General features: G+C 55.6%; 24 protein-coding genes. 10 read left to right on the top strand and 14 right to left on the bottom strand.

Going from position 1 to position 25,250, the window contains the following annotated elements; all coding sequences use genetic code 11:
• Positions 1–42 precede the first annotated feature (42 nt).
• Entirely contained in the window at positions 43–813 is a 771-nt protein-coding gene (locus tag ACR809_RS00525) for a CDP-diacylglycerol diphosphatase (RefSeq protein WP_162828893.1), read from the top strand.
• 64 nt (positions 814–877) lie between these two features.
• Entirely contained in the window at positions 878–2,182 is a 1,305-nt protein-coding gene (locus ACR809_RS00530) for an SLC13 family permease (RefSeq protein ID WP_019724988.1), read from the top strand.
• A 92-nt stretch (positions 2,183–2,274) separates the two neighbouring features.
• Here the strand turns inward: ACR809_RS00530 and tpiA are convergent, their stop codons facing one another.
• Together tpiA and ACR809_RS00540 are read right to left on the bottom strand one after the other, a co-directional pair.
• On the bottom strand, positions 2,275–3,042 hold the full coding sequence (gene tpiA, locus ACR809_RS00535) for a triose-phosphate isomerase (RefSeq protein ID WP_002922909.1): 768 nt from the start codon (positions 3,040–3,042) through the stop codon (positions 2,275–2,277).
• A 109-nt stretch (positions 3,043–3,151) separates the two neighbouring features.
• On the bottom strand, positions 3,152–3,754 hold the full coding sequence (locus ACR809_RS00540; RefSeq protein WP_060176178.1) for a YiiQ family protein: 603 nt from the start codon (positions 3,752–3,754) through the stop codon (positions 3,152–3,154).
• Between the two features lie 112 nt (positions 3,755–3,866).
• Between ACR809_RS00540 and ACR809_RS00545 the strand changes: the two genes are divergently transcribed.
• Positions 3,867–4,295 carry a DUF805 domain-containing protein gene (locus tag ACR809_RS00545; protein ID WP_002922907.1) on the top strand — a complete coding sequence of 143 codons (429 nt, stop codon included), beginning with the start codon at positions 3,867–3,869 and terminating at the stop codon, positions 4,293–4,295.
• On the opposite strand, the gene fpr is transcribed toward ACR809_RS00545, so the two are convergent.
• From fpr to gmk, 7 genes are all read right to left on the bottom strand, one after another.
• The gene (fpr, locus tag ACR809_RS00550) at positions 4,296–5,042 is read right to left on the bottom strand and encodes a ferredoxin--NADP(+) reductase (RefSeq protein ID WP_004173895.1); all 747 of its coding nucleotides are present in this window, start codon (positions 5,040–5,042) and stop codon (positions 4,296–4,298) included.
• A gap of 150 nt (positions 5,043–5,192) precedes the next feature.
• Positions 5,193–6,203 (bottom strand): class II fructose-bisphosphatase, encoded by a 1,011-nt coding sequence (glpX, locus tag ACR809_RS00555; protein ID WP_002922903.1) that lies wholly within the window; start codon positions 6,201–6,203, stop codon positions 5,193–5,195.
• A 48-nt stretch (positions 6,204–6,251) separates the two neighbouring features.
• A complete protein-coding gene (gene recG, locus ACR809_RS00560) occupies positions 6,252–8,333 on the bottom strand; it encodes an ATP-dependent DNA helicase RecG (protein WP_023284397.1) in 2,082 nt (693 codons plus the stop codon).
• 5 nt (positions 8,334–8,338) lie between these two features.
• On the bottom strand, positions 8,339–9,028 hold the full coding sequence (gene trmH / locus ACR809_RS00565) for a tRNA (guanosine(18)-2'-O)-methyltransferase TrmH (protein ID WP_004181538.1): 690 nt from the start codon (positions 9,026–9,028) through the stop codon (positions 8,339–8,341).
• A gap of 4 nt (positions 9,029–9,032) precedes the next feature.
• On the bottom strand, positions 9,033–11,153 hold the full coding sequence (gene spoT / locus ACR809_RS00570; RefSeq protein ID WP_122051023.1) for a bifunctional GTP diphosphokinase/guanosine-3',5'-bis pyrophosphate 3'-pyrophosphohydrolase: 2,121 nt from the start codon (positions 11,151–11,153) through the stop codon (positions 9,033–9,035).
• 18 nt (positions 11,154–11,171) lie between these two features.
• Entirely contained in the window at positions 11,172–11,447 is a 276-nt protein-coding gene (gene rpoZ / locus ACR809_RS00575; RefSeq protein WP_000135058.1) for a DNA-directed RNA polymerase subunit omega, read from the bottom strand.
• Between the two features lie 54 nt (positions 11,448–11,501).
• A complete protein-coding gene (gmk, locus tag ACR809_RS00580; RefSeq protein WP_002922664.1) occupies positions 11,502–12,125 on the bottom strand; it encodes a guanylate kinase in 624 nt (207 codons plus the stop codon).
• Positions 12,126–12,383: 258 nt separating this feature from the next.
• Between gmk and ligB the strand changes: the two genes are divergently transcribed.
• Positions 12,384–14,060, top strand: coding sequence for an NAD-dependent DNA ligase LigB (gene ligB / locus ACR809_RS00585; RefSeq protein WP_102098680.1), 1,677 nt, complete (start codon positions 12,384–12,386; stop codon positions 14,058–14,060).
• Positions 14,061–14,065: 5 nt separating this feature from the next.
• On the opposite strand, the gene ACR809_RS00590 is transcribed toward ligB, so the two are convergent.
• Positions 14,066–14,683 (bottom strand): trimeric intracellular cation channel family protein, encoded by a 618-nt coding sequence (locus ACR809_RS00590; RefSeq protein WP_002922654.1) that lies wholly within the window; start codon positions 14,681–14,683, stop codon positions 14,066–14,068.
• Between the two features lie 275 nt (positions 14,684–14,958).
• Between ACR809_RS00590 and ACR809_RS00595 the strand changes: the two genes are divergently transcribed.
• On the top strand, positions 14,959–16,209 hold the full coding sequence (locus ACR809_RS00595) for a chloride channel protein (protein ID WP_122051024.1): 1,251 nt from the start codon (positions 14,959–14,961) through the stop codon (positions 16,207–16,209).
• A gap of 55 nt (positions 16,210–16,264) precedes the next feature.
• On the opposite strand, the gene ACR809_RS00600 is transcribed toward ACR809_RS00595, so the two are convergent.
• The 3 genes from ACR809_RS00600 to ACR809_RS00610 all read right to left on the bottom strand — a co-directional run bounded on the left by ACR809_RS00600 (position 16,265) and on the right by ACR809_RS00610 (position 19,118).
• Entirely contained in the window at positions 16,265–17,323 is a 1,059-nt protein-coding gene (locus ACR809_RS00600) for a bifunctional transcriptional activator/DNA repair enzyme AdaA (RefSeq protein ID WP_004151500.1), read from the bottom strand.
• A 2-nt stretch (positions 17,324–17,325) separates the two neighbouring features.
• Positions 17,326–18,072, bottom strand: a complete 747-nt coding sequence (locus ACR809_RS00605; RefSeq protein ID WP_004181536.1) for an isocitrate lyase/PEP mutase family protein — start codon at positions 18,070–18,072, stop codon at positions 17,326–17,328.
• A gap of 182 nt (positions 18,073–18,254) precedes the next feature.
• Entirely contained in the window at positions 18,255–19,118 is an 864-nt protein-coding gene (locus tag ACR809_RS00610) for a YicC/YloC family endoribonuclease (RefSeq protein WP_002922636.1), read from the bottom strand.
• Between the two features lie 499 nt (positions 19,119–19,617).
• Between ACR809_RS00610 and ACR809_RS00615 the strand changes: the two genes are divergently transcribed.
• Positions 19,618–21,318 carry a lysophospholipid acyltransferase family protein gene (locus tag ACR809_RS00615; protein WP_122051025.1) on the top strand — a complete coding sequence of 567 codons (1,701 nt, stop codon included), beginning with the start codon at positions 19,618–19,620 and terminating at the stop codon, positions 21,316–21,318.
• A 37-nt stretch (positions 21,319–21,355) separates the two neighbouring features.
• Here the strand turns inward: ACR809_RS00615 and ACR809_RS00620 are convergent, their stop codons facing one another.
• On the bottom strand, positions 21,356–21,487 hold the full coding sequence (locus ACR809_RS00620) for a hypothetical protein (RefSeq protein ID WP_014906776.1): 132 nt from the start codon (positions 21,485–21,487) through the stop codon (positions 21,356–21,358).
• Here ACR809_RS00620 and ACR809_RS00625 point away from each other — a divergent pair.
• The 4 genes from ACR809_RS00625 to rph all read left to right on the top strand — a co-directional run bounded on the left by ACR809_RS00625 (position 21,447) and on the right by rph (position 25,222).
• Positions 21,447–22,373, top strand: a complete 927-nt coding sequence (locus ACR809_RS00625) for an HlyD family secretion protein (RefSeq protein WP_271375311.1) — start codon at positions 21,447–21,449, stop codon at positions 22,371–22,373. The genes ACR809_RS00620 and ACR809_RS00625 overlap by 41 nt on opposite strands.
• Entirely contained in the window at positions 22,366–23,283 is a 918-nt protein-coding gene (locus ACR809_RS00630; protein ID WP_122051027.1) for an ABC transporter ATP-binding protein, read from the top strand. The genes ACR809_RS00625 and ACR809_RS00630 overlap by 8 nt, the downstream gene beginning before the upstream one ends.
• Positions 23,270–24,409 carry an ABC transporter permease gene (locus tag ACR809_RS00635; protein ID WP_015875241.1) on the top strand — a complete coding sequence of 380 codons (1,140 nt, stop codon included), beginning with the start codon at positions 23,270–23,272 and terminating at the stop codon, positions 24,407–24,409. Before ACR809_RS00630 ends, ACR809_RS00635 begins: the two co-directional genes overlap by 14 nt.
• Positions 24,410–24,505: 96 nt before the next feature.
• Entirely contained in the window at positions 24,506–25,222 is a 717-nt protein-coding gene (gene rph, locus ACR809_RS00640; RefSeq protein WP_002922602.1) for a ribonuclease PH, read from the top strand.
• Positions 25,223–25,250: the final 28 nt, after the last annotated feature.

Genomic DNA, 25,250 nt, shown 5'->3' on the forward strand with positions numbered 1-25,250 from the left:
TCATCAAATTACGCTACTCTTCCGCTTCAGGCTTAACAGGGAATGAAAATGAGAAGAGTAAGATACTTTTTGCTGGCGCTGCTGGTGGCGATCCTCGCGGCGCTGGCGGGCGGCTACTACTGGCTGCACTCTGGCAACCCGGACGCATTACGCAAGATTGTCCTGCAGCAGTGCGTACCCCATCAGCAACAGCAGCAAAACCCGTCGCCGTGCGCGGAAGTGAACCTCAAGGGCGGCTATGTGCTGTTTAAAGACCGTAACGGCCCGCTGCAGTATTTGCTGATGCCGACCTACCGCATCAACGGCACCGAAAGCCCGCTGCTGCTGGATCCGTTGACGCCGAACTTTTTCTGGCAGGCCTGGCAGGGGCGTGAAATCATGAGCCAGCGCCACGGCGCGCCGGTTCCTGATAACGCGGTATCGCTGGCGATCAACTCGCGCAGTGGACGTACGCAAAACCATTTCCATATTCATATCTCCTGCCTGCGCCCCGATGTGCGCGCGCAGTTAGATAAGGATGCCGCAGCGATCAGCAGCCGCTGGCTGCCGCTACCGGGCGGGCTTCAGGGCCACGAATACCTGGCGCGCCGGGTGACGGAGGCGGAGCTGACCCAGCGTAGCCCGTTCCTGATGCTGGCGGAAGAGGTGCCGGAGGCGCGTGAACATATGGGACGCTTCGCGCTGGCAATGGCGCAACAGAGCGACGGCTCGCTGGTGCTGCTGGCGACGGAGCGTAACCTGCTGACCCTGAACCGGGCTTCAGCGGAAGAAATTCAGGATCATCGCTGCGCCATCCTTAACGCAAACCACTAGTTCTGGCGTTTACCTGTCTTACCTGTCGTCGTATTCTTGCTGAAAAAAACGACAGGAGACAGGCATGTCGCTCTGGCTTACCCACCCGCTGTTCCTTCCTTCATTGATTGTCGGCGTCACCATCGTGCTCTGGGCGACGTCGCTGCTGCCGGAATTTATCACCGCGCTGCTGTTCTTCGCAGCGGCAATGATGGCGAAAATCGCTCCGCCGGAGGTGATCTTCGGCGGCTTTGCCTCTTCGGCGTTCTGGCTGGTGTTCAGCGGCTTTGTGCTCGGCATCGCCATCCGTAAAACCGGACTGGCGGACCGGGCGGCGCAGGCGCTGTCGGCCAGGCTCACCGACTCCTGGCCGCGGATGGTCGCCAGCGTGGTACTCCTGAGCTACGCCCTGGCGTTCGTGATGCCCTCCAACATGGGGCGCATCGCGCTGCTGATGCCGATCGTGGCGGCGATGGCCCGCCGCGCGGGCATTGCCGACGGTAGCCGCGGCTGGTTCGGCCTGGCGCTGGCGGTGGGGTTCGGCACCTTTCAGCTGTCGGCGACGATTTTGCCCGCCAACGTGCCGAATCTGGTGATGAGTGGCGCGGCGGAAGGCTCGTACGGTATCCATCTGAATTATGTTCCCTATTTACTGCTGCATACGCCGGTGCTTGGCTGGCTGAAAGGGGCGGTGCTGGTGGCGCTGATTTGCTGGCTGTTTCCCGGCAAGCCGCATCCACCGCGCGACCTGACGCCGCTGCCGCCGATGAGCCGCGACGAGAAACGTCTGGCGTGGCTGCTGGCGGTGGTCCTCTCGCTATGGGTGACCGAGAGCTGGCACGGCGTCGGCCCGGCGTGGACCGGCCTGGCGGCGGCTGTGATCACGCTGCTGCCGCGGGTGGGCTTTATCAACGGCGAGGAGTTTGCCAGCGGGGTGAATATGCGCACCTGCATTTACGTCGCCGGGATTCTGGGGCTAGCGATCGCCGTCACCCAAACCGGGATTGGCGGCGCGGTGGGCAATGCGCTGCTGCAGGTGATGCCCCTGGATAAAGACAATCCTTTCACCAGCTTTCTCGCCCTGACCGGGATAACCAGCGCGCTGAACTTTATTATGACCGCCAACGGCGTGCCGGCGCTCTACACCACCTTTGCCCAGAGCTTTGCCGACGCCACCGGCTTCCCGCTGCTAAGCGTGATTATGATTCAGGTGCTGGGCTATTCCACGCCGCTGCTGCCCTATCAGGCGTCGCCGATCGTGGTGGCGATGGGGTTAGGCAAGGTCCCGGCGAGGGCGGGGATGCAACTGTGTCTGGCGCTGGCGGCGGTGAGTTATCTGATTTTACTGCCGCTGGACTACGCCTGGTATCAGCTGTTGGGAAAACTGTAACGGCAAAAGAAAGCCCGGCTTGCGCTGTGCTAGGCCGGGCTCCCACGTTTTGTCAGTCAACCCGGTCGCGTGTCGCCACCGGGAAAAGCGAATTACGCTTTTTTCGCTGCTTCTGCTGCTTTAACGATCACCGCGAAAGCGTCAGCTTTCAGGGAGGCGCCGCCAACCAGCGCGCCGTCGATGTCCGGCTGGGTGAACAGCTCTGCGGCGTTGCCAGCGTTAACGGAACCGCCGTACTGGATGATCACTTGCTCAGCGATTTTGGCGTCAGCTTTAGCAATGTGGTCACGGATGAATTTGTGCACCGCCTGCGCCTGAGCCGGGGTCGCTGATTTGCCGGTACCGATAGCCCATACTGGTTCGTAAGCGATAACCACGCCTTCGAAAGCGGCAGCGCCCTGGGTTTTCAGCACGGCGTCGATCTGACGCGCGCAAACTTCTTCCGTTTTGCCCGCTTCGTTTTCGGCTTCGGTTTCACCGATGCACAGAACCGGGGTCAGACCCTGCTCTTTCAGCACCGCGAATTTCTTCGCGATCAGCTCGTCGGATTCTTTGTGGTAGGTACGACGCTCGGAGTGGCCGATGATGATGTACTGCGCGCCGATATCTTTCAGCATTTCGGCGGAGGTTTCACCGGTGAATGCGCCGGACAGGTTCACGTCAACGTTCTGCGCGCCCAGGTGAATGTGGCTGCCTTCTGCCGCGCGCTTAGCCAGGTCCAGATACATTTCCGGCGGGGCGATGGCAACTGCACAGCCGCTTACGCCAGCCAGCTCGGTACGCAGGTTCGCAACCAGTTCGTTTACCATGTGGCGGCTGCCGTTCAGTTTCCAGTTACCCATCACTAAAGGATGTCGCATTTTAATTCTCCACGCTACTTAAGCGAATTAAGGAATATAGCCGCCCCAGAGGGCAGCATGGTCTGTGAAACAGTATAGAGACTCGTCACTGGAAAGGCTTTGCTTTTTGTCATTTATTGTTACCTTCCAGCGTTTCAGATAGCGCCAGCTTAATCGGTTCAATGGCGAAGGTCAGGCCCTTTTCCCCATGATCTGCCACCACATAGCGCACGGCGCCTTCGGTATCGGCGAAGTAGCGCTTGCCCTTGCCGGCGGCCAGCAGTTTCTGCAGTTTTTGCTGGCTTTGCGCCTGGCTAAAAGTCGGCACGAAGGCGCGGATCATGGCGCTCATATACTCCAGCGCTTTGGTCCTGGCCGACTTTTGCTCCGGCCCCTGGATCGGCAGCCAGGTGATCTGCATGGATTTGATCTTCAGCGTGCCGCGCTCCAGCGCGGTGGAGGCATAGAGATTTTCGTTAATTTTGCTGGCGGCGCGGGTCAGGTTAGCCCGATCGCGACTGGTGGCGATGGAACGGAATTCGTTCAGAGGCAGCTTTGGGTTATCGGCGTTGAATTTCTCGCGGAACTGACTGATCGACTGGTCAAAGCTCGGCGCGCCGGCGAGCAGGTAGGGCGCTGCCGCGGTCGTCGATTCGCTCTCTGCGGACAACGCGTGCGGGCCGACGGCAAGGCCCATCAGCCCACTTAACCACAAAATTGTCCACTTCTTCATGCCCGTCGTTCCTTTTTTTGCCTGCTGACGATTAAATCGGGAAGCGCGGCGCTTGTCAAAAAGTCACGACGCCAGGGTAAACTACGCAGACGATGATGATAAGGAAAAACGCATGACCCTACAGCAGTGGTTATTCTCAATTAAAGGGCGCATTGGCCGCCGCGATTTCTGGATCTGGATTGCCATCTGGCTGGTGACCATGAGCGCCCTGTTTACCCTGGCAGGCAGCAATCTGCTCAACCTGCAGACGGCGGCGTTTATTATCGTCTGCCTGCTGTGGCCGACGGCGGCGGTGGTGGTCAAGCGGCTGCACGATCGCGGCAAATCCGGGCTGTGGGCGCTGCTGATGGTTCTGGCGTGGATGCTGCTGGCGGGGAACTGGGCGATGTTGCCGCAGGTCTGGCAGTGGGGCGTCGGGCGCTTTGTGCCGACGCTGATTATCGTCATGATGCTGATCGACCTGGGGGCGTTTGTCGGCACCCAGGGCGAGAATAAGTTCGGCAAGGAGACCCAGGACGTGCGCTGGAAAGCGGACGCCTGATTACCAGTAGTGCTCAGCCGTCATGTGGCCTGGCCGGCGACGCAGATGTTTGGTCATCTGCCGGGTCTCTTTTAACAGCTGTTGGGTATCGCGCACCATTTGCGGGTTGCCGCACAGCATCACATGGCTGGTGTCGGTGGTCATCGGCAGGCCGACGGCCTCTTCCAGCGCGCCGGTTTCAATCAGAAACGGCACCCGGCCGGTCAGCGAGCCTTCCACGGTTTCGCGGCTGACCACCGTCTGAATACGGAGTTTGCCGGCATAGCGCTGCTCCAGTTCGCGCATTAGCGGCAGATAGCTCAGGTCCGCGGCGTAGCGGACGGCGTGGACCAGCACCAGGTTGTTAAAGCGCTCAAGGTCCTTGCCTTCCTGCAAAATTGACAGGTACGGCCCCAGCGCAGTGCCGGTCGCCAGCATCCACAGGGTATCGCAATCCGGTACTTCCTCGAGGACGAAGAAACCTGCCGCTTCACTCACCACCAGGACTTCATCGCCCGGCTTCAGCGCCGCCAGACGCGGGCTCAGCTTGCCTTCCGGGACGGTGACCAAATAGAACTCGAGGTCGGGATTGCCGGGGGCGTTGACGTAGGAGTAGGCGCGCTGCACGCGTTCGCCGTCGATTTCCAGCCCGAGCTTGGTAAATTGCCCGGCGGTAAACGGATGAACAGGCGCCCGCACGTATAAACTGAACAAGGCGTCCGTCCAGTACTCCACTTTTGTCACTTTGCCGCTAACCCAGTCCGCCATCGTCTTCTCCTGTTGCCAAGCGATGCCTTATCTTCGGTCCAGACGAGCCAGATTTCCACCCCGAAGGCGCAAGAAAGCTCTATTGATCAAATATAAACGAAGAACAGGGCAACCGCCTGCGGACGGTTGCCTGGGAGAGAAAAAGCGGTATTACAGGATGTGCTGCTGAATGTCCGGATCTTTACGGTCGAGGTAATGAATCGACTGAATACGACGGATAGTGCGCGACTTGCCGCGGATCAGCAGCGTCTCGGTGGTGGCCATGTTGCCCTTGCGGGTGATGCCGTCCAGCAGATCGCCTTTGGTGATCCCGGTGGCGGAGAAGACGACGTTATCGCTGCGCGCCATTTCATCCAGACGCAGCACTTTGCCCGCTTCAATGCCCATGGTTTTGCAGCGCGCCAGCTCATTTTCACCGATGCGGCGGTTCTCTTCGTTATCGCCCTTCACGTGGTGGCGAGCCAGCAGGCGCCCCTGCATATCCCCGTCGAGGGCGCGGATCACCGCGGCGGAAACCACCCCTTCCGGTGCGCCGCCGATGCCGTACAGTACGTCGACTTCGCTATCCGGCATGCAGGTGAGAATAGAGGCCGCGACGTCGCCATCGGGAATAGCGAACACGCGCACGCCCAGCTGCTGCAGCTGGGCAATGACCGCGTCGTGGCGCGGTTTCGCCAGCACGGTGACGGTCAGCTCGCCCAGCGGCTTGTTCAGGGCGCGGGCGATATTGTGCAGGTTCTCTTCCAGCGGCAGATTAAGGTCGATAGCGCCTTTAGCGCCCGGGCCGACGATCAGCTTTTCCATATACATATCCGGCGCGTTGAGGAAGCAGCCCTTATCGCCGACCGCCATCACCGCCAGGGCGTTGGCCTGGCCCATCGCCGTCATGCGGGTGCCTTCGATGGGATCGACGGCGATATCTACCGCATCGCCCTTGCCGGTACCCACTTTTTCGCCGATATAGAGCATCGGCGCTTCATCGATTTCGCCCTCGCCGATGACGATGGTGCCGTCGATATTGACGAGGTTAAGCATAATGCGCATGGCGTTAACCGCTGCGCCGTCGGCGGTATTCTTATCGCCGCGGCCCAGCCATTTATAGCCCGCCAGCGCGGCGGCTTCGGTGACACGCGAAAATTCGATGGCCAGTTCTCGTTTCATAATCCACTCGTTGTGTAGAAAAATTGCCCGCAGCGCGGCAAAAGCGCGCTACGCGTTGGAATAGCGTTCGGTTTCCGGCATCCAGCGCTCGATAAGCGCCTGGGCCTGCAGCGGATAGCGTTCATGAATGTGGCGAGCAATGCGCTGGACATCGGGGATCATCGCCTGATCGCGCAGTAAGTCCGCCACTTTAAATTCGGCGTTGCCGGTCTGGCGGGTGCCGAGCAGCTCGCCGGGACCGCGAATTTCGAGGTCTTTCTGGGCAATGACGAAACCATCGTTGCTGTCGCGCAGGACCTGCAGACGTTTCTGCGCCGTTTTGGAGAGCGGCGATTTATAGAGTAGCACGCAGTGGGAAGCGACTGCGCCGCGCCCGACGCGCCCTCTGAGCTGGTGCAGCTGCGCCAGACCCAGACGTTCCGGGTTTTCGATAATCATCAGGCTTGAGTTAGGCACGTCGACGCCGACTTCAATCACCGTGGTGGCTACCAGCAGATGCATCTCGCCCTGCTTGAAGGCCTGCATCACCGCCTGCTTCTCCGCCGGTTTCATCCGCCCGTGGACGAGGCCGATATTGAGCTCCGGCAGCGCCAGTTTGAGCTCTTCCCAGGTGGCTTCCGCCGCCTGGGCTTCCAGCAGATCGGACTCTTCAATCAGCGTACAGACCCAATAGGCCTGGCGACCTTCATGGGTACAGGCGTTGCGCACGCGGTCGATAATATCGCTGCGCCGGGTGTCGGGGATGGCGACAGTGGTCACCGGAGTTCGGCCTGGCGGCAGCTCGTCGATAATCGAGGTGTCCAGATCGGCGTAGGCGGTCATCGCCAGGGTGCGGGGGATCGGGGTGGCGGTCATGATCAGCTGATGCGGGTGGAATCCCTGCTGCTGACCTTTCTCCCACAGCGCCAGCCGCTGATGCACGCCGAAGCGGTGCTGTTCGTCAATAATCACCAGCGCCAGGCCGTTAAACTGCACCTGCTCCTGGAAGATGGCGTGGGTGCCGACAATCATCTGCACCTCGCCGCTGGCGATAGCCTCCTGCTGCGCCTGGCGGGCTTTGCCTTTCTGTTTGCCCGCCAGCCAGCCGACTTCAATACCCAGCGGTTCGAACCAGTTGCGGAAGTTATTGGCATGCTGCTCGGCAAGCAGTTCGGTGGGCGCCATCAGCGCCACCTGTTTGCCGTGGACGATAGCGCGCAAGGCGGCCAGGGCAGCGACCAGCGTTTTACCGGAGCCAACGTCGCCCTGCACCAGGCGCATCATCGGCACGTCCAGCGCCATATCGTGTTCAATCTCGGCGGTAACCCGCGCCTGCGCGCCGGTGGGCTTAAAGGGCAGGGAGGCCAGCAGTTGGTTTTTCAGGGTATCGTTGGCGCCGAGCGGCAGGGCGTGATAGCGCTGGGCGCCTGCCCGCAGCGCCAGCATGCTGAGGTTATGCGCCAGCAGCTCTTCCAGAATCAGACGCTGCTGCGCCGGGTGCTTGCCGTTTTCCAGCTCGCTAAGTTGCAATGAGGGAGGCGGGCGGTGCAGCGTACGCAGCGCCTCCGGCAGGCTCATCATCCCCTGCGCCAGCTCCGGCGGCAGGAGTTCGCTAATCGCGCAGGTTTCCAGGAGCTCAAGCGCCTGATCGGTGAGCTTGCGCAGGGTCGCCTGCTTGATGCCTTCGGTGGTCGGATAGACTGGGGTTAACGTTTCCTGCAGCTCCGGAGTACTCATATCGCCCTGGACGCGATATTCCGGGTGGATCATCTCGGCGCCGTACTTCCCGCGTTTGGCTTCACCGTAGGCCAGCACCCGACGACCGGTCGCGAGGCTGTTTTTCATCGCCGCGTTGAAGTTGAAAAAGCGCATGGTGAGGATGCCGGTGCCATCGCTGATCTGGCAGGTCATCATCCGCCGGCCGCCGAAGGTGATATTGCTGTTGAGCACTTCACCTTCCACGGTGGCATAAACTCCGGGAAGTAGCTCGGCTATCGGGTAAAGATGGGTGCGATCTTCGTAGCGTAAAGGCAGGTGCAGCAGCAGATCCTGTACCGTATGCAGGCCAATCTTCGCCAGTTTGCTGCTCTGCGCAGCGCCCACACCGGTGAGTGAACTGAGCGGAACGGCATCTAACAGGCGGCCTGACATTGGGTTTACCTCGCAGCCTGCATGGTAGCCCACCACGCGGCATCGGCTTCCACTTCGCCCTGCTCGTTAACGTGGGGGTAAGGCAGACCTTTTTGTCTGGCGACGCGGGCCAGCACCGGATAGCCGCCTTCGAACAGCAGGCGCTGCTGCTCTTGTGGCGGCAGCATGCTGTTGGCGCGTTGGTACATCCCGGCATTCTGCCGCTGGCGCTGCGCCTCGTAGAGGATCAGCGCCGAGGCGACGGAAACGTTCAGCGACTGCACCATGCCGATCATCGGGATAATGATGTCCTGATCGGCCAGCGCCAGCGCTTCCTGGGTGATGCCGGTTTTCTCCTGGCCCATCAGGATGCAGGTTGGACGCGTATAGTCGATTTCACGAAAATCGATGGCTTTGTCGGAAAGGTGAGTGGCGAGAATTTGCATGCCCTGGCCTTTCAGGTGGCCGACGGCATCTGCGATAGTGCGGTGGGTTTTAACCTGCACCCAACTGTTGCTGCCCGCGGCGGCGGAGGCCATGGTACGCATCCGGCTGCTCGGCCAGACGGCATGCACTTCGTGTACGCCAACGGCATCTGCGGTCCGGATGACCGCAGAGACGTTATGAGGCTTATGGACCTGCTCCATGCAGACCGTCAGGTCAGGCTGACGCCTGGCGAGCATCTCGCAGATACGCTCGTAGCGCTTTGAGTTCATAAAGCTAGTTTCGGTTACGGGTGACTTTAATCACGTCCGGCATGACGCGGATTTTGCGCATGATATTCGCCAGATGCACGCGGTCGCGCGCGGTCAGGCGGATAAAGGCGCTGTATACGCGGCCATCTTTCTCTTCCGTATTCAGGCTCTGGATATTGGAAGACGCGGTGTTGATCGCCGCCGTCAGGTTAGCCAGCGCGCCCTGGTGGTTAAACATGTCCACCTTGATTTCGGTGATGAACTCCTGAGCGGTCTCTTTATCCCACTCAACCGCCATAAATTTCTCCGGCTCTTTCTGGTAGCCGCGAATGTTACGACAGGATTCATGGTGGATAACCAACCCTTTACCCGGGCTGACGTGGGCGATAATCGGGTCACCTGGAATTGGACGACAGCACTTGGCGAAGGTGATCAACACGCCATCGGCGCCTTTGATTGGCAGATGACCGTGGTTCGACGCGTTAGCCGGCACCGGCGCCGCAGCGGCTTCGCCCTGCTGCAGGTTTTTTGCCACCACGACGCTCATGGCGTTGCCCAGACCGATTTCCGCCAGCAGATCGTCAAGCGAGGCCAGCTTCATGCGATCGAGTTCGCGCTGGATATTCTCCGGTGGGATCTCGGCGAGTTTGCGGCTTCCGCCCAGCGCGTGATTGAGCAGACGACGGCCAAGGCTGACCGAATCGTCGCGCTTAAGGTTTTTCAGCAGCTGACGGATCTTGGCGCGCGCTTTCGAGCTGACGACAAAGTTCAGCCAGGCGGCGTTCGGGCGAGCGCCCGGCGCGGTGATAATTTCGACAGTCTGACCGCTGGAGAGCGGCTGCGACAGCGGATAGGGCTGACGGTCGACGCGCGCGCCGACGCAGGCATGACCGATATCGGTATGCACCGCGTAGGCGAAGTCCACCGGCGTGGCGCCGGCAGGCAGTTCGACAATGCGCCCTTCCGGGGTGAAAACGTAAATCTCATCGGGGAACAGATCGGATTTTACGCTCTCGATAAATTCAAACGAGCTACCGGCGCTCTGCTGCAGCTCCAGCAGGCTTTGCATCCAGCGCTGAGCGCGGATTTGCGCGGTGGTGCTGCTTTCGCCGCCGTGCTCTTTATAAGCCCAGTGCGCCGCTACCCCCATCTCCGCCATCTGGTCCATGTCTTCGGTACGAATTTGTACCTCGACCGGGACGCCGTGGGGGCCGATCATCGAGGTGTGCAAAGACTGATAGCCGTTAGCTTTCGGAATGGCGATATAGTCTTTAAAACGACCCGGACGCGGTTTGTAGAGGCTGTGCATCTGGCCGAGCACGCGATAGCAGATATCGGCATCATGGACGATAACGCGGAAGGCGTAGATATCCATGATCGAGTGAAAACGTTGCTCTTTGAGCACCATTTTACAGTAGATGGAGTATAGATGCTTCTCGCGACCGCTGACGCGGCAGGGGATCCCCGCTTCCTGCAAACGCCCTTCGATTTCGGAGAGGATCTTTTGAATCATCTCCTTACGGTTGCCGCGCGCCGCTTTGACCACCTCTTTAATGACGCGGTAGCGATTAGGGTACAGTGCTTCAAAGCCCAGCTCTTCGAGCTCGGTTTTGATGTGATGGATGCCTAAACGGTGCGCCAGCGGGCTGTAAATTTCCAGCGTTTCGCGGGCGATGCGTCGGCGTTTATCCGGGCGCAGCGAGCCCAGAGTACGCATGTTGTGGGTGCGGTCGGCAAGCTTGATGAGGATGACGCGGATGTCCTGCACCATCGCCATGATCATTTTGCGAAAGTTTTCGGCCTGCGCCTCTTTCTTATCGCGGAACTTGAGCTTATCAAGTTTCGACACCCCCTCTACCAGCTCGGCGACGCTTTTACCAAAAAGCTGTTCCATGTCCTGGTAGGTGGCGGGGGTATCTTCAATCACATCATGCAGCAGCGCGGCCATCAGCGTTTCATAGTCGAGCTTCATCTCGGCCAGAATGCAGGCTACCGCGACCGGGTGCGTGATATAGGGTTCACCGCTTGAACGTGTCTGACCCTCGTGAGCGTCACGTGCAACGAGATACGCCTGCCGCAGACGCTTAATCTGGTCTTCCGACAGGTAGTTTTGAATCAGCTGATTCAGGCTTTCAAACAGATACAAGGGCGACCCGCTGTGTGATTAACGACGACCTTCAGCAATCGCGGTAACGGCTTGTAATTCAGCGGCTTCCTGCTCTTGCTGTTCCTGGCGCTCACGTACGTCGAGGATCTGGTTGTTGATCAGACCTTCTTCGATTTCGCGCAGTGCGATAACGGTGGTTTTATCGTTTTCTTCCGGTACCAGCGGATCCTTTCCGCCAACCTGCATCTGACGAGCGCGACGCGCGGCGACCAGTACCAGGTCAAAACGGTTACCAATTTTCTCTACAGCGTCCTGAACAGTTACGCGTGCCATACTTAAAATGCTCCACAGGTGAAGAAATGACTGGGCATGATACTGAATGTGGGTTCAGTCTGCCAATAGTTTGGTGATTAAAGCGCCATGTCGCTGCTTTTGGCGGCTCATGCGCAGACGTTCAGCGCGGATGATATTTTTCAGGTCGCTCAGGGCGGTGTCAAAATCATCGTTCACAATCAGGTAATCATATTCCGCGTAATGGCTCATTTCCGCAACGGCCTGGGCCATCCGTTTCGCGATCACCTCTTCGCTGTCCTGGCCGCGGCCGCGCAGGCGACGGTCCAGTTCATCTTTTGACGGCGGCAGAATAAAAATACTGCGCGCGCCGGGCATGCTTTTACGGATCTGCTGCGCGCCTTGCCAGTCGATATCGAGGAAGACATCGACGCCGGTCGCCAGCACCTGCTCGATCGCTTTACGCGACGTGCCGTAATAGTTGCCAAAGACCTCTGCATGTTCCAGAAACGCGTTTTCGCCAATCATCGAGCGGAATTCGTCGTGATTCACGAAGAAATAGTGTTCGCCGTGCACTTCACCCGGACGCGGCGCCCGCGTGGTATGGGAGACCGATACCTGGGTGTCATACAACGGTTGGGTTTTTAATAAAGCCTGAATCAGGCTGGATTTACCCGCGCCGCTAGGGGCGGAAACAATATAAAGCGTGCCTTGAGCCATGAGTGTCTTTTGTATGTGGTTATCGAAAGAGGTCCTACATACGAGCCTATTATACACGTCGCCGCGGCGTGACGCAGTCATTGTCACACTTTTTGCCGCTGTTTCTTTCATTTTGCCTGCCGTTTTCCTGAATTCGCCAGCCGTTGCTGCAATGAGGCGTAAATCCTGGAAGGCGCTTCGCAAGGCGAAAAAGCTTCCGTCGCGGCTCGCGGCATTCTGCAGCAGACTCTCCGCCAGGTGATGGAGGAGGGGACTGCAATGCGTAAAGGAGGGTGGTGGCTGGCGCTAGGGATGTTCTCTGCCAGCGCGCTGGCGACGTGTCCGGACTGGCCGCCGGCCAGAGGAAGGCAGGAGATTTCACGCCTTCATCAGCAAATTGTCGCCTGGAAAGAGGCTTACTGGCGGCAGGGCGCCAGCGGAGTGAGCGATGACGTTTACGACCAGCTCACCCTGCGCCTGGCGCAGTGGCGACAATGCTTTCCGGGCGCGACGCCTGAGGATGACGATCTGCCTCCGCCCACCGGCGATGCGCGTCATCCGGTGGCCCATACCGGCGTGCGCAAGCTGGCGGATGAGGACAGCGTTGCCCGCTGGATGAAAAATAAATCCGACCTGTGGATACAGCCTAAAGTGGACGGCGTGGCGGTGACTCTCGTTTATCGCCAGGGGCGTCTGGTTCAGGCCATTAGCCGCGGCGATGGTTTACGCGGTGAGGCATGGACCGCCCGAGCGCGGCAGATCCCGGCGCTGGCGAAAGTGATGACCGGTGAACTGGCCGACAGCGTACTGCAGGGGGAACTGTTTCTGCGCCGGGACGGCCATGTCCAGCAGCGGGCCGGGGGGATGAATGCGCGGGCGAAAGTCGCCGGGTTGATGATGCGAGCCGACGCGGCGGCGGCGCTCAGTCAACTGGACGTTTTTATCTGGGCCTGGCCAGACGGCCCGTCGGATATGCGCCGTCGTCAGCAGCTGCTGGCGCAGGCGGGGTTTAAGTACAGCGGACAATATACCCATCCGGTGTCGCGCATCGAGCAGGTGGCGCAGTGGCGCCAGCGCTGGTATCGCTCGCCGCTGCCCTTCGTCAGCGACGGTGTGATTGTGCGCGAAGGACGCGAGCCGCCGGGGCGAGTCTGGTCGCCCGGAAAGGGCGAGTGGCTGGCAGCCTGGAAATATCCTCCGGCATCGCGGGTGATGCAGGTACGGGCGATCCGTTTCAGTACCGGCCGCAGCGGCAGACTCAACGTGGTGGCCGAGCTTGAGCCCCAGCGGCTGGATGATAAACGCGTGCAGCGGGTTAACGTTGGCTCTGTGTCCCGCTGGCAGATGCTGGATATTGGGGTTGGCGATCAGCTGCAGATCAGTCTGGCAGGGCAGGGTATTCCTCGGGTCGACGCCGTCGTCTGGCGGACGGCCGAGCGCCATAAACCGACGCCGCCGCCGGCGAAATTTAATGCGCTAACCTGCTATTTCGCCACCCCTGAGTGCAGCGAACAGTTTCTTTCCAGGCTGATCTGGTTGTCATCAAAGTCCGCCCTGAATGTCGATGGCGTGGGGGAAAATTTATGGCGCGTCATTCAGCAGCAAAACCCGATGACGCATATCTTTTCCTGGCTGGCGCTTACCGTTGAGCAGCTGCAGGCGGTGCCAGGGATTTCCGCCGCCCGCGGGCAGCACCTCTGGCATCAGTTTGATCTTGTTCGCAAACGACCTTTTATCCGCTGGGTGCTGGCGATGGGGATCCCGGTGCCGCAGGGGGCGCTGGCGCAGCTCGAAAGCGAGAACTGGCATCTGCTGGCGGCAAAAAGTGAAGCGCAATGGCGCACGCTGCCGGGCGTGGGGGAGATCAGAGCCCGCCAGCTGGTGGCTTTCCTGCACCATCCGGACGTGGTGGCGCTGGCGCAATGGCTTAGCGGGCAGCGCATCCCCGGATTTTAAGGCGGTTAGTGGGCGTCATGGGTGTAGTGGAAGACCGGTAGCCCCAGTTTCCAGCGCAGCGCCAGCATGCGGGCGGTAAAGCCGAACAGCAGTGTAGCCAGCACCACCACATCGTGGCTGCTGACGTAATGTTGCAGAGCAATATAGAGTACGGCTGCGGCAAAGGAGATCCCGGCATACAGCTCTTTCTGGAAGACCAGCGGAATGCGTTTGCAGAACATATCGCGCAGTACGCCGCCGAAGACACCGGTGATCACGGCGGCAATAGAGGCGATAACCGGGCCTTCGCCCATGTCCAGGGCGATCTGCGCGCCGATGATGGAAAACACGATCAGCCCCAGCGCGTCCAGCACCAGAAACAGCCGACGAAGGTGCGGCATCACCGGAGCGGCAATGGTCGTGAGGACGGCGGCGACGGCGACAATGATGACATATTCGGGATGCTTCACCCAACCAAGAGGATAGTGCCCCAGCAGGATATCGCGAACGGAACCCCCGCCCAGCGCGGTCGCAGTGGCGATAATGATGACGCCAAACGTATCCATCCGCCGGCGCCCGGCAGCCAGTGCGCCGGTCATGGCTTCCGCGGTGATACCGATTAAATACAGAACATGAAGCAGCATAGATCCCCCCAGGTAATGGCGGGCAGGTTAACGATTTGTGCGCAGGATCACGATTGAGATTTTCTAAAGCGAATCATTTACGCCAGGAAAAATTAATGGAAATAGTATCTGTGATGGCTTGATTTAAAGGTTTATTGATTTTTTAGGGATTTTTATTGATTAGAAAAAGTAATGCTAAGTGAAGCGATGGGTATCACTATCGAAAACACTATGATTACGCAATGTTTAAGTCTCGCCCTTTATTCTTTTATTTTTCCTTTTCAAGGCCTGAGAAAATGAGCGTCGCCGCCGGGAATAAAAATCATCTGATCCGCCTGATAGCCGTGGTGTTAACCGGGATTCTGGCCGGTCTGTCCGGCATGGTTTTGGCACTAATTTTACACGCGATTCAGCACCTGGCTTTTGGTTACAGTTACGGGCAGATCGTTGGTTCGGTGTCATTTTTACAGGGCGTCACGGAGTCGTCCTGGCCACGCCGCATCGTGGCAATCGTGGCCGGCGGCGCCGTCGCCGGATTTGGCTGGTGGCTGCTTGGTCGCTACGGGCAGAGGCGGGTTTCTATTGCGGCGGCGGTGGCCAACCCCTGCGTACCCATGCCCGCGGGTACCACGACGATCCACGCGCTGCTGCAGATCGTCACCGTAGCGCTGGGCTCCCCGCTTGGCCGCGAAGTGGCGCCCCGGGAAATGGGCGCGCTGGGGGCGGGGATGGTGGCGCGTAAGCTGCGCCTGCTGGAAGATGAAACCCGCACGCTGATTGCCTGTGGGGCGGGCGCGGGTCTGGCGGCGGTCTATAACGTCCCGCTGGCAGGGGCGTTGTTCAGCCTTGAGGTCATGCTGCTGTCGTTTAGCTGGGAAAAAACGCTGGCGGCGATAATGACCTCGGCGATTGCCGCCTGGACGGCCACCCTGGGGTTAGGGGATGAATCGCAATACCATTTTGTTTCCAGCGCACTTCCGCACACCTTTCTCTGGTGGGCGATTCTGGCGGGCCCGATTCTTGGCACCGGCGCCTGGCTCTTTCGCAAAGCGACCAGCGCGGCGCGTTCACGCGCGCGAAGTAACTGGCAGATGCCGGTGTTCTGTCTGCTGGGGTTTTGTCTTCTTGCCATCCTGAGTCTTTATTTCCCCGAGCTTCCGGGCAATGGCAAGGGTCCAATGCAGCTGGCGCTCAGCGACGGGCTGCCTCTCTCCATGGTCGCTGTCCTGTTAGTATTGAAGATGGTGGTGATTCTGGCGGTGCTGCTCGGCGGCGCGGAGGGTGGATTGTTAACCCCAGGGCTGGCGGTGGGCGGATTGGTCAGCCTGCTGCTCTGCGCGCTCTGGCAGCTCGGCTTCCCTGGCGGTGATAAAAGCAGCTTCGCTGTGGTGGGGGCGGCCGCGTTTCTCGCCGCCTCCATGCAGATGCCGTTGACCGCAGTGGCGCTGGTGATGGAGTTTACCCACATGGATCACAGCTATCTGGCTCCGGCGCTGCTGTGCGCGGCAGGGGCGTTTTTAACCTGCCGGGTGCTGGATAAAAAATAGGCTTACCGAGCCGCGGTGAAAGTCAGGGAGGGGCCCGTTGATCCTGAAAGTAAAATCAGCCGCGTTTTTCCCTGATGGTTGCCTCATGGTTAATAAGCCATATTTTTCGTGCAATGCCGCCGCCGTAACCGGTCATCGAACCATCTTTGCCGATAATTCGATGGCACGGGATGATAATCGCGACGCGGTTAGCGCCGTTTGCAGCAGCCACCGCGCGCGTGGCCGTTGGTTTACCTATCTCCATCGCAATCGATTGATAATGCGTCGTCTCACCGAAGCTAACGTGCTGTAAACGGCGCCAGACCGCTCGCTGGAATTCGCTGCCTGGGGTATCAAGCGCCACCTCGAACGATTGACGCTGTCCGGCGAAATACTCCGTTATTTCCTGTTGCGCCTGCCTGGTGTGGGCATTTTCACCTGCGATGATGCTGGCGTTGAACCGCCGCTGCAGGTCGCTGAATTCTGACTCCAGCGCTCGTCTGTCGACAAACTCCAGCAGACAAATTCCCCGTTGCGTTGCACAAACAAACATTGGCCCTAACGGGGTGGTAAAACGATGAATTAAAACAACCTGGCGTTGCGCGCTGGGTGCGAAACCGGTCAATTTTTTGCAGGTATAGCCGAAGCCGCTTAAGGACTCGTAACCGCTATCGAAAGCGACATCGGTAGTTGAGCGGCCTGCTTTTAATTCCTGAAGCGCCATATTCAAACGCTGCATCCGTTGAAAAGCCTGAAAGGTGATCCCGTGGTTTTGCAGGAACCAGCGGCGAACGCGTTCCGGGCTAATATCGTGCTGACGTAGCTCGCTATCGCTGAGGCGGACCTTTGGAGCTTCTCGCAGCAGGCGGAGCGCTTGTTCAACAAAGGCGGGGGCCGTCCGGGCATTCTCCGTCGGGCGACAGACTTTGCATGGCCGGAAGCCGGCATCCAGCGCGGATTTAAAGTCATTATAAAATTCGACGTTTTCCCGCCGGGGTTTTCGCGCCCGACAGACCGAGATACAAAATACGCCGGTGGTTTTCACGCCGACGAAAAAAACGCCGGTGAATTCCACCGCGCGTTCAAGCAGCGCCTGATACCAGATATCGCACTGCATGCTGTCGGTAATTTTCATGGTCAAAAAACACCTGAGAAAGAGTGTTGGGTTTGCACCTGACATAATAAGTCTTTCAGTCTGGCCTGCGTCGCAGCATAAATAAAATTGCCCATCGAAATTCGTTTTACGCCCAGTGTCGATAAGGTGCTGAAGTCAGCCAGCTCAGGCATACACATTACGTTTAAGGGTAAAGGCACGTGGTGAACGATGGCGGTAATATCCTCCGCGCGGGTGACGCAAGGCACAAAAAAACCGCATGCGCCGTGTTTGGCGTAGAGTTGACCGCGATAGAGCGTCTGAACCAGCGCATCTTGTACGTTGAGAAGAAAGGTATCGGTGCGGACATTAACAAACAGACCGGGACAGGCGCGGGTGATTTCCTGCAGTTTGACGGCAAAGCGCTCCGCATCGTCAAGACGACGCGTACTATCCACCACATGACTATCCTCGAGATTTATTCCACTCACGCCGAGATGCGCCAGACGCCGGATATTATCAATGATGTGGCTGGTTGTCGCGCCGTAGCCCGCCTCTAAATCGACGCTTAACGGCAGTTCGCTAACGGTTTTGATGCGTGAGACGACATAAAACAGCTCGTCAAAACTCATCTCTTCGCCATCTTCATACCCTAACATTGCGGCGATAGCAGCGCTGGAGGATCCCAGCGCCTGATAACCAGCCTGCTGAGCAGCCTGAGCGCTGCTGGCATCCCAGACATTGGCAAGCAACAAAGGTTGGTTTTGCTGGTGAAGCGCATTAAAGTCCATTCTTTTCTCTCGCGGTAGTGTTTTCATGACTGTGCCGCGTTGTGCTTATTTGCCACAACCGAAAACTGGACGACTATTTTTTATAAGTAGATTCTTATCATTCGCCCGTGAGAGAGATAAATAAAAAGGCCATGATTTATCATGGCCCTGGATACCGAAATACATTAACAAACGAGAAAGCGTTACTCGATATTCTGGATTTGCTCGCGCATTTGCTCGATGAGTACCTTCAGCTCAATCGCGGAGTTGGTCACCTCGGCGTTAATCGATTTTGACGCCAGGGTGTTCGATTCACGGTTGAACTCCTGCATCATAAAGTCGAGACGGCGACCCACAGCTTCTTTCTTCTTCAGAATGTTATAGGTCTCTTTAACGTGCGCTTCGAGACGGTCCAGTTCTTCGGCAACGTCGATACGCTGCGCCATCAGCACCAGCTCTTGCTCAAGGCGGTTATTTTCCAGCTGTACTTCCGCATCTTCCAGCTTGGCGACCAGGCGCTCGCGCTGCCACTGGAGAATTTCCGGCATATGAGCGCGAACTTTCGCCACTTCGCCGCTCACGCCTTCAAGCCGCTGCTCGATAAGCGCTTTCAGGGCCTGGCCTTCCGTTTCGCGGGCGACGATGAAGTCGTCCAGCGCGCCGTCAAGAGCGGCCAGAATGTCGGCGGCGATGGCGTCGAGATCCTGCTCTTTGGCGGCCATCACACCCGGCCAGCGCAGGATATCAACCGGGTTGATTTCCCCTTCATCGCTCTGCATTTTCACCCAGTTGGCAGCGTTTACCAGCTGTTTAGCCAGCTTTTCGTTGAGGATGAGTTCACCCTGAGCGCTGGGATCTTGTTCAAAACGCAAGGTGCATTCGACTTTACCGCGAGTCAGGCGGGCGCGAATGCGCTCGCGTACCACGGGCTCCAGACTACGGAACTGCTCCGGCAGGCGGAAGTACGTTTCCAGATAGCGCTGGTTTACCGAGCGCAGCTCCCATGCGGCGCTACCCCAGTCACCCTTGATTTCACGGCGGGCATAGGCGGTCATACTGCGGATCATAGGCGTTCCTGTTTTCGTAATAATGAATGCAAGGATTATAGCCGTGCGGGCGGTGACTTAACAGGAATAGTGATGAAATACTTCAAGGACGATTGTTTTAAGGGATATCGCCGCAAAGTTATTTTCGCCAGGGGCTGTAGGTGGGGTTATATATTATGGGAATCCGTAGTTAATATTTTCTGATATTAGATGCGGGCATGGAATTCGGATGCCTTTGTACAAATGCATATACCGCCAGACAAGCTATTCTGTGAGTTTTAGGAAGTATAATCACCAGAAATGAGATAGGGTATTACCTTTAAGCATTATGTATGTTTTTTTTGCATTGATTACTATAAATTTATTAAAATTTTGGAGATTATATTTATGTTGAGAATACTGTTATATTAATTATATCTAATTGTTTTGTTTTGGCCTTTTAAAGTTTTGTGCGGTATTGTCCGACTGAAAGAACGCTAGTATAGTCGTTTAAGATGAGTTCTATAAAAAGGATTTTAATATGGACGCTATCTTTGACAGAGTCGTAAGGGAATTTTTTCCAAATACAACCATACCTTTTTGGAAAAAATGGCTGTTCAGGACGGCATTTGGCAATAAGGTATTTTCTCGCTTAATATATAACGAGCGACTCGTTAATAAAAATGGGGTCGAGTGGGTTAATGCAGTTGTTGAACTCCTTGAGTTGAAATGTGAAAGCGAATACCACCAATTTAACAACATACCTGAGCATGGGGCTACGGTTGTTATTTCAAATCATCCGACGGTTATCGATGGACTTAGCTTAATACATACGGTCTCCCGAGTCAGGAGTGATATAAAAATAATAGCCAATCACGTTTTGCCAATTATATTCCCCCAGGTATCGGAACTTACCATTGGAATTGAGAATATGGCCGGTAAGATGAGCCATAAAAAATTCCGCGAGATGAACAATCACCTGCGAAAAGGAGGCGTATTGATTATATGTCCTGCGGGTAAGCTGGCTAACTGGTCTCTTTCCGGGTTACAGGAGCATAAGTGGAACCCCGGTTTTTTACAGCTTGCTATGAGAAATAATGCAGCATTGGTACCAATTCATATTACGGGAGCAAACAGTAAGATTTATTATCTTACTGCAACATTCTGGCGGCAACTGTCGAATATGATGGTTATTCGTGAAGCTCTCCGCCATCATGGCAAGACCATGAAAATCAATATAGGACAGCAAATAGCCTTATCCTCGTTTAAAGAATACAATAAAGATCTTTCTGCCGCGGCAAATGTATGTTTGACGCACCTCCAGAGTATAGCGAAGAATGGCCCGGCTATGTTAGATACGATTGCGCCGCAAGAATTAGAACCAGGTAAAAAGGAGCTAATTAGCGCAATAGAGGAGTGCGAAATATTAAGGCAGTTTGAAGACGGTAGAAAACTAGTGATATATCGCTGTAATACTAACCGAACCTCACCTATTATTGATGAGTTAGGGCGCTTACGCGAACGCTGTTATCGCGATATTGGTGCCGGAACTGGTAACGACCGAGATAACGATGTTTTTGATGAAAGTTATTATCATATCATTTTGTGGGATCCTTCTGATGTGGAAATCCTGGGAGCATATCGTGTTATGCCCGTTGGCGAGCAGCTGGCCCAACATGGTGTAACAGGCCTCTATAGCAACAGCTTGTTTAAATACCATGATAATGCCTATTCCTGTTTAGAGAAGTGTGTGGAAATTGGCCGCGGCTTTATTCAGAAACCTTATCAAAAAAGTAAGGTGCTTGATTATTTATGGCAAGGGATATTTGACTTTATAAAAAGATATCCGGACTATAAATACTTGCTGGGTGTGCTGACCATTCCTGGAACTTTTCCTGAAAAAGTACAGAAACTCATCATCAGTTTCTATAATATATACTTTTCCTCGACAGCTGATTTTTGTTCGCCGATAGCATTGTTCACTGCCGAAAATGTACAGGATGATACTCCATTTTGTGGCGAAGATTTTAGAGCAGACTGGAGCATGCTTAATCACCTGCTGAGAGAAGAAGGTTATGAACTTCCCTGGCCTTTTAAACAGAGTGCTAAATGGTTCTCCCCGGGCGGATCGTCGATTCTTGCATTCACAAAAGATGATTCTTTTAATTCGATAGCTGGGTTAAATCTGAGCTCTATAGATAAATTGAATGAAAGCTACGTTAAGCATTATTTAAGAGATTAAACTGACGATGATTGTCCGGTCCTGGAGCGAGCGTGCCTCAATCCAGACCGTAGTGATAAGGGAAATGATATACGTATGGATGCGTTTTAATGCGAAAGCCAATAAATGTATTTATTATATTGATATCGGTGCTGATACTCACCGGATGTGATAACAAATCAGATAACATGTTATCCGGTTATTCACATGGAGAATTTGTATACCTTTCATATTCTGGTAACGAAAAAATAGAACGGATCTTGATCAATAAAGGAGATAACGTCGCCGCAGGACAGGAGTTAGTGAAGATTGAGTCCTTCGATGCGCAAAATATTTTCCTGCGCGCTGAGGAAAAGCTATCAGCAGAGAGCGCTCTATTACGAAATCTGGAATCTGGCGAACGGCCTGAAGAGTTGGATATTATACGTTCGCAGATAAAAAAAGCACAATCGGCAGAATCCCAGGTAAAGCGGCAGCTTGGGCGATATCGTAATCTTTACGCCAATCATGCCATATCGCTTGCGGAATGGGAGGATATCCGGGATGAATTAACTCAAAAAGGCGCACAGGTTGAAGAGTTAATTAATCAACTCAAAGCACGGCAACTCCCTGCCCGGCAGGATGAGATTAGCAAGCAGCGCTCAATGGTGGCCGCGGCAAAACTCGAACGGGATAAGGCGCTGTGGGATGTCCAGCAAACGACGATTGTTTCTCCGGTCAATGCTAAAGTCTTCGATATTATTTATCGTGCCGGGGAGCGCCCTTCTGCTGGTAAACCAATAATCAGTCTGTTACCTCCTGAGAATATAAAAGTACGCTTCTTTATACCCGAAGCGAAGCTCGGTAAATTTAAAATCGGATCTAAGGTAAAACTTATATGCGATGGTTGCGCTGAGCCCATTGCTGGCATTATTAACTATATCAGCCCTGAGGCCGAGTTTACGCCTCCAGTTATTTATAGTACGAAACGTCGTGAGAAGCTCATTTTTATGGCGGAGGCTATCCCTGCGCTGCAGCAGGCAGGACGGATGAAAATCGGCCAACCGTTTGATGTGGAGATTATTGGCGATGAATAATCTTTGTATTGATGCAAAAAATCTCAATAAACATTTTGGCGAGCATCACGTCGTAAAGGATTTCTCTTTACAGGTAGCAAAAGGCGAGATCTATGGTTTTCTCGGTCCGAACGGTAGCGGAAAAACGACATCGATTCGAATGATGTGTGGTTTGATTACGCCGGATTCCGGTGAAGGTACTTGTCTGGGTATGGATATCTTTACGCAGCGGGAAAAGATAAAGAAAAAGATAGGCTACATGACCCAGTATTTCTCAATGTGGGGAAATTTAACTATTCGGGAAAACTTACTTTTTATTGCGCGGTTATATAGCCTCGATCAGCGTAGAGATCGGGTTGAACGTGCGCTTTCTGAGTTAGGCCTCACTGCCCGACAGCACCAGCTGGCTAAGGAGCTTTCTGGGGGCTGGAAGCAAAGAATGGCCCTCGCCGCCTGTATGTTGCATGAACCCGTTTTGCTATTTCTGGATGAGCCGACTGCTGGCGTGGATCCCAAGGCGCGGCGAGAGTTCTGGCAAATGCTGCACCAGCTCTCTGACCGGGGGATCTCGATACTGGTGAGCACGCATTATATGGATGAGGCTGAGCGCTGCCATAAGGTTGCCTATCTATCTTATGGTCGGCTGCTGGCGAATGGCACTATTGCGTCGATTATCGCCTCCCAGAATTTGATCACCATGCGAACCAGCGGCGCCGGTCTGACGCTGCTTGAAAGCCAGCTACAGCGCTTGCCGGATATTGAGCAAACGGTCATTTTTGGCAATCAGCTTTATATTACATCCAGAGATGAAGCGAAGTTAAAATCCGCGCTTTTTGCCTTTACGCAACAGGGTTATGAGTTCTGTAAGGTGGATACCAATCTGGAAGATGCATTTACCTACTTGATGAAAAATAATTGTGAAAAAAATTAATTTTAGCTTCTCCGTTACGCGGTGGATTGGCGTGGTTATTAAGGAAATTCACGAGCTACGCCGTGATAAAGTCAGCATCAGTATGGTGCTCCTGACACCTCTTTTTCAGCTGATCATTCTTGGCTATGCCATCAATATGGATCCGCATAATCTTCCGACCGCCTTACTAAATTATGATACCGAACGCATGAGTCAAATCTTTGTGACGGAAGCGCAAAATACCGGGTATTTTTCGATGATTCCTGTCGATTCAGAAGAGGCGGCGCAGAAAGCCTTTGTGCGGGGGGATGTCACTTTTATCGTGACGATCCCTGAAGGGTTTACGCGCAAGTTACTGCGTGGAGAAAAGCCACAACTATTGATTCAGGGGGATGCCATCGATCCGATCACCACGGGGAATGCGCTCAGCGCCCTTGTGCAGGTGGCGAAGTCGATGTTTCAGCACGATTTGCCGGGCGACATGCGTGTGGTGCAAAAAGAGGATGATTTCGAGCTTATCATTCATCGCATGTTTAACCCTGAGGGGATAACCCAGTTTAATACTATTCCCGGTATTATGGGGTCTATACTCAGTACAACGTTAATCCTGATGACCGCCCTGTCTATTACCCGCGAGCGAGAAAACGGGGCGTTAGAAAATTTACTGGTCTCTCCGTTGTCCGGGCTTGAGGTCATTATTGGGAAAATAACGCCTTTTGTTATCATTGGTCTGTTTCAGGCGACGTTAATCCTGATTGCCGCCGTTTTGTTGTTCGATATCCCCCTTCACGGTAGCGTCTTCCTACTATTTTTTGTGCTGTTAATTTATGTCTTTCTTTGTCTGTCAATTGGTATCGGTATTTCTGGCTTAGCACAAAACCAGCTGCAGGCGCTGCAAATGTCGTCATTTTATTTCATCCCTTCACTTATGCTGTCCGGATTTGTCAGCCCCTTTATTAGTATGCCAGACTGGGCGAAAGCCATTGGCTCCTGTTTACCGCTGACCTACTTCATCCGCCTGGTTAAGGGCATTATGCTGAAAGGCTATTCAGCAATGGCATTGTTGCCTGACCTCTTGCCGCTGATAGGCCTGGCGGTGATTGTCATTGGTGTGGGGTTGAAATCTTATCGTAAAACGCTGGACTGACATTATCGGCGCGTCCGGCTGGAGTGGGCATAGGCTTTTTGCCATGAAATTCGTATAATGCGCCCTCACATTCGTTTCAAGCCGGAGATTTCTATCATGCGTCCAGCAGGCCGTAGCGCTAATCAGGTGCGTCCCGTCACCCTGACCCGTAATTACACAAAACACGCTGAAGGCTCCGTGCTGGTCGAATTCGGTGATACCAAAGTGCTGTGCACTGCCTCTATTGACGAAGGCGTTCCGCGTTTCCTGAAAGGCCAGGGCCAGGGCTGGATCACCGCTGAATACGGCATGCTGCCGCGTTCTACGCACACGCGTAACGCGCGTGAAGCGGCAAAAGGCAAGCAGGGCGGCCGGACGATGGAAATTCAGCGCCTGATTGCCCGCGCGCTGCGCGCAGCGGTTGACCTGAAAGCGCTGGGCGAATTCACGATTACTCTCGACTGCGATGTACTGCAGGCCGACGGCGGCACCCGCACTGCCTCCATTACCGGTGCCTGCGTGGCGCTGGCCGATGCGCTGAATAAGCTGGTCGCCGCCGGCAAGCTGAAAACCAATCCGATGAAAGGGATGGTGGCCGCGGTCTCCGTCGGTATCGTAAATGGCGAAGCCATCTGCGATCTGGAGTACATCGAAGACTCCGCCGCGGAGACCGACATGAACGTGGTGATGACCGAAGATGGCCGTATTATTGAGGTGCAGGGCACTGCGGAAGGTGAGCCGTTTACCCATGAAGAACTCCTCACTCTCCTGGCGTTAGCCCGAGGGGGGATCGAGTCCATTATCACGACGCAGAAGGCGGCGTTAGAAAATTAATGATTAAGGCGACTGAGAAGTCGCCTTT

The sequence above is a fragment of the Klebsiella sp. CD33 genome (assembly GCF_051992865.1).
Taxonomy (GTDB): Bacteria; Pseudomonadota; Gammaproteobacteria; order Enterobacterales; family Enterobacteriaceae; genus Klebsiella; species Klebsiella pneumoniae.

Bases quoted from the DNA above. Each gene is read 5' to 3' on its own strand.
- rph (WP_002922602.1), top strand. From the start codon at position 24,506: ATGCGTCCAGCAGGCCGTAGCGCTAATCAGGTGCGTCCCGTCACCCTG.
- ACR809_RS00595 (WP_122051024.1), top strand. From the start codon at position 14,959: ATGAGCGTCGCCGCCGGGAATAAAAATCATCTGATCCGCCTGATAGCC.
- ACR809_RS00530 (WP_019724988.1), top strand. From the start codon at position 878: ATGTCGCTCTGGCTTACCCACCCGCTGTTCCTTCCTTCATTGATTGTC.
- ACR809_RS00525 (WP_162828893.1), top strand. From the start codon at position 43: ATGAAAATGAGAAGAGTAAGATACTTTTTGCTGGCGCTGCTGGTGGCG.
- ACR809_RS00540 (WP_060176178.1), bottom strand. From the start codon at position 3,754: ATGAAGAAGTGGACAATTTTGTGGTTAAGTGGGCTGATGGGCCTTGCC.
- rpoZ (WP_000135058.1), bottom strand. From the start codon at position 11,447: ATGGCACGCGTAACTGTTCAGGACGCTGTAGAGAAAATTGGTAACCGT.
- tpiA (WP_002922909.1), bottom strand. From the start codon at position 3,042: ATGCGACATCCTTTAGTGATGGGTAACTGGAAACTGAACGGCAGCCGC.
- trmH (WP_004181538.1), bottom strand. From the start codon at position 9,028: ATGAACTCAAAGCGCTACGAGCGTATCTGCGAGATGCTCGCCAGGCGT.
- ligB (WP_102098680.1), top strand. From the start codon at position 12,384: ATGCGTAAAGGAGGGTGGTGGCTGGCGCTAGGGATGTTCTCTGCCAGC.
- ACR809_RS00630 (WP_122051027.1), top strand. From the start codon at position 22,366: ATGAATAATCTTTGTATTGATGCAAAAAATCTCAATAAACATTTTGGC.
- ACR809_RS00590 (WP_002922654.1), bottom strand. From the start codon at position 14,683: ATGCTGCTTCATGTTCTGTATTTAATCGGTATCACCGCGGAAGCCATG.
- ACR809_RS00610 (WP_002922636.1), bottom strand. From the start codon at position 19,118: ATGATCCGCAGTATGACCGCCTATGCCCGCCGTGAAATCAAGGGTGAC.
- ACR809_RS00605 (WP_004181536.1), bottom strand. From the start codon at position 18,072: ATGGACTTTAATGCGCTTCACCAGCAAAACCAACCTTTGTTGCTTGCC.
- ACR809_RS00620 (WP_014906776.1), bottom strand. From the start codon at position 21,487: ATGTTATCTGATTTGTTATCACATCCGGTGAGTATCAGCACCGATATC.
- recG (WP_023284397.1), bottom strand. From the start codon at position 8,333: ATGTCAGGCCGCCTGTTAGATGCCGTTCCGCTCAGTTCACTCACCGGT.
- gmk (WP_002922664.1), bottom strand. From the start codon at position 12,125: ATGGCTCAAGGCACGCTTTATATTGTTTCCGCCCCTAGCGGCGCGGGT.
- fpr (WP_004173895.1), bottom strand. From the start codon at position 5,042: ATGGCGGACTGGGTTAGCGGCAAAGTGACAAAAGTGGAGTACTGGACG.
- ACR809_RS00545 (WP_002922907.1), top strand. From the start codon at position 3,867: ATGACCCTACAGCAGTGGTTATTCTCAATTAAAGGGCGCATTGGCCGC.
- glpX (WP_002922903.1), bottom strand. From the start codon at position 6,203: ATGAAACGAGAACTGGCCATCGAATTTTCGCGTGTCACCGAAGCCGCC.
- ACR809_RS00615 (WP_122051025.1), top strand. From the start codon at position 19,618: ATGGACGCTATCTTTGACAGAGTCGTAAGGGAATTTTTTCCAAATACA.
- ACR809_RS00600 (WP_004151500.1), bottom strand. From the start codon at position 17,323: ATGAAAATTACCGACAGCATGCAGTGCGATATCTGGTATCAGGCGCTG.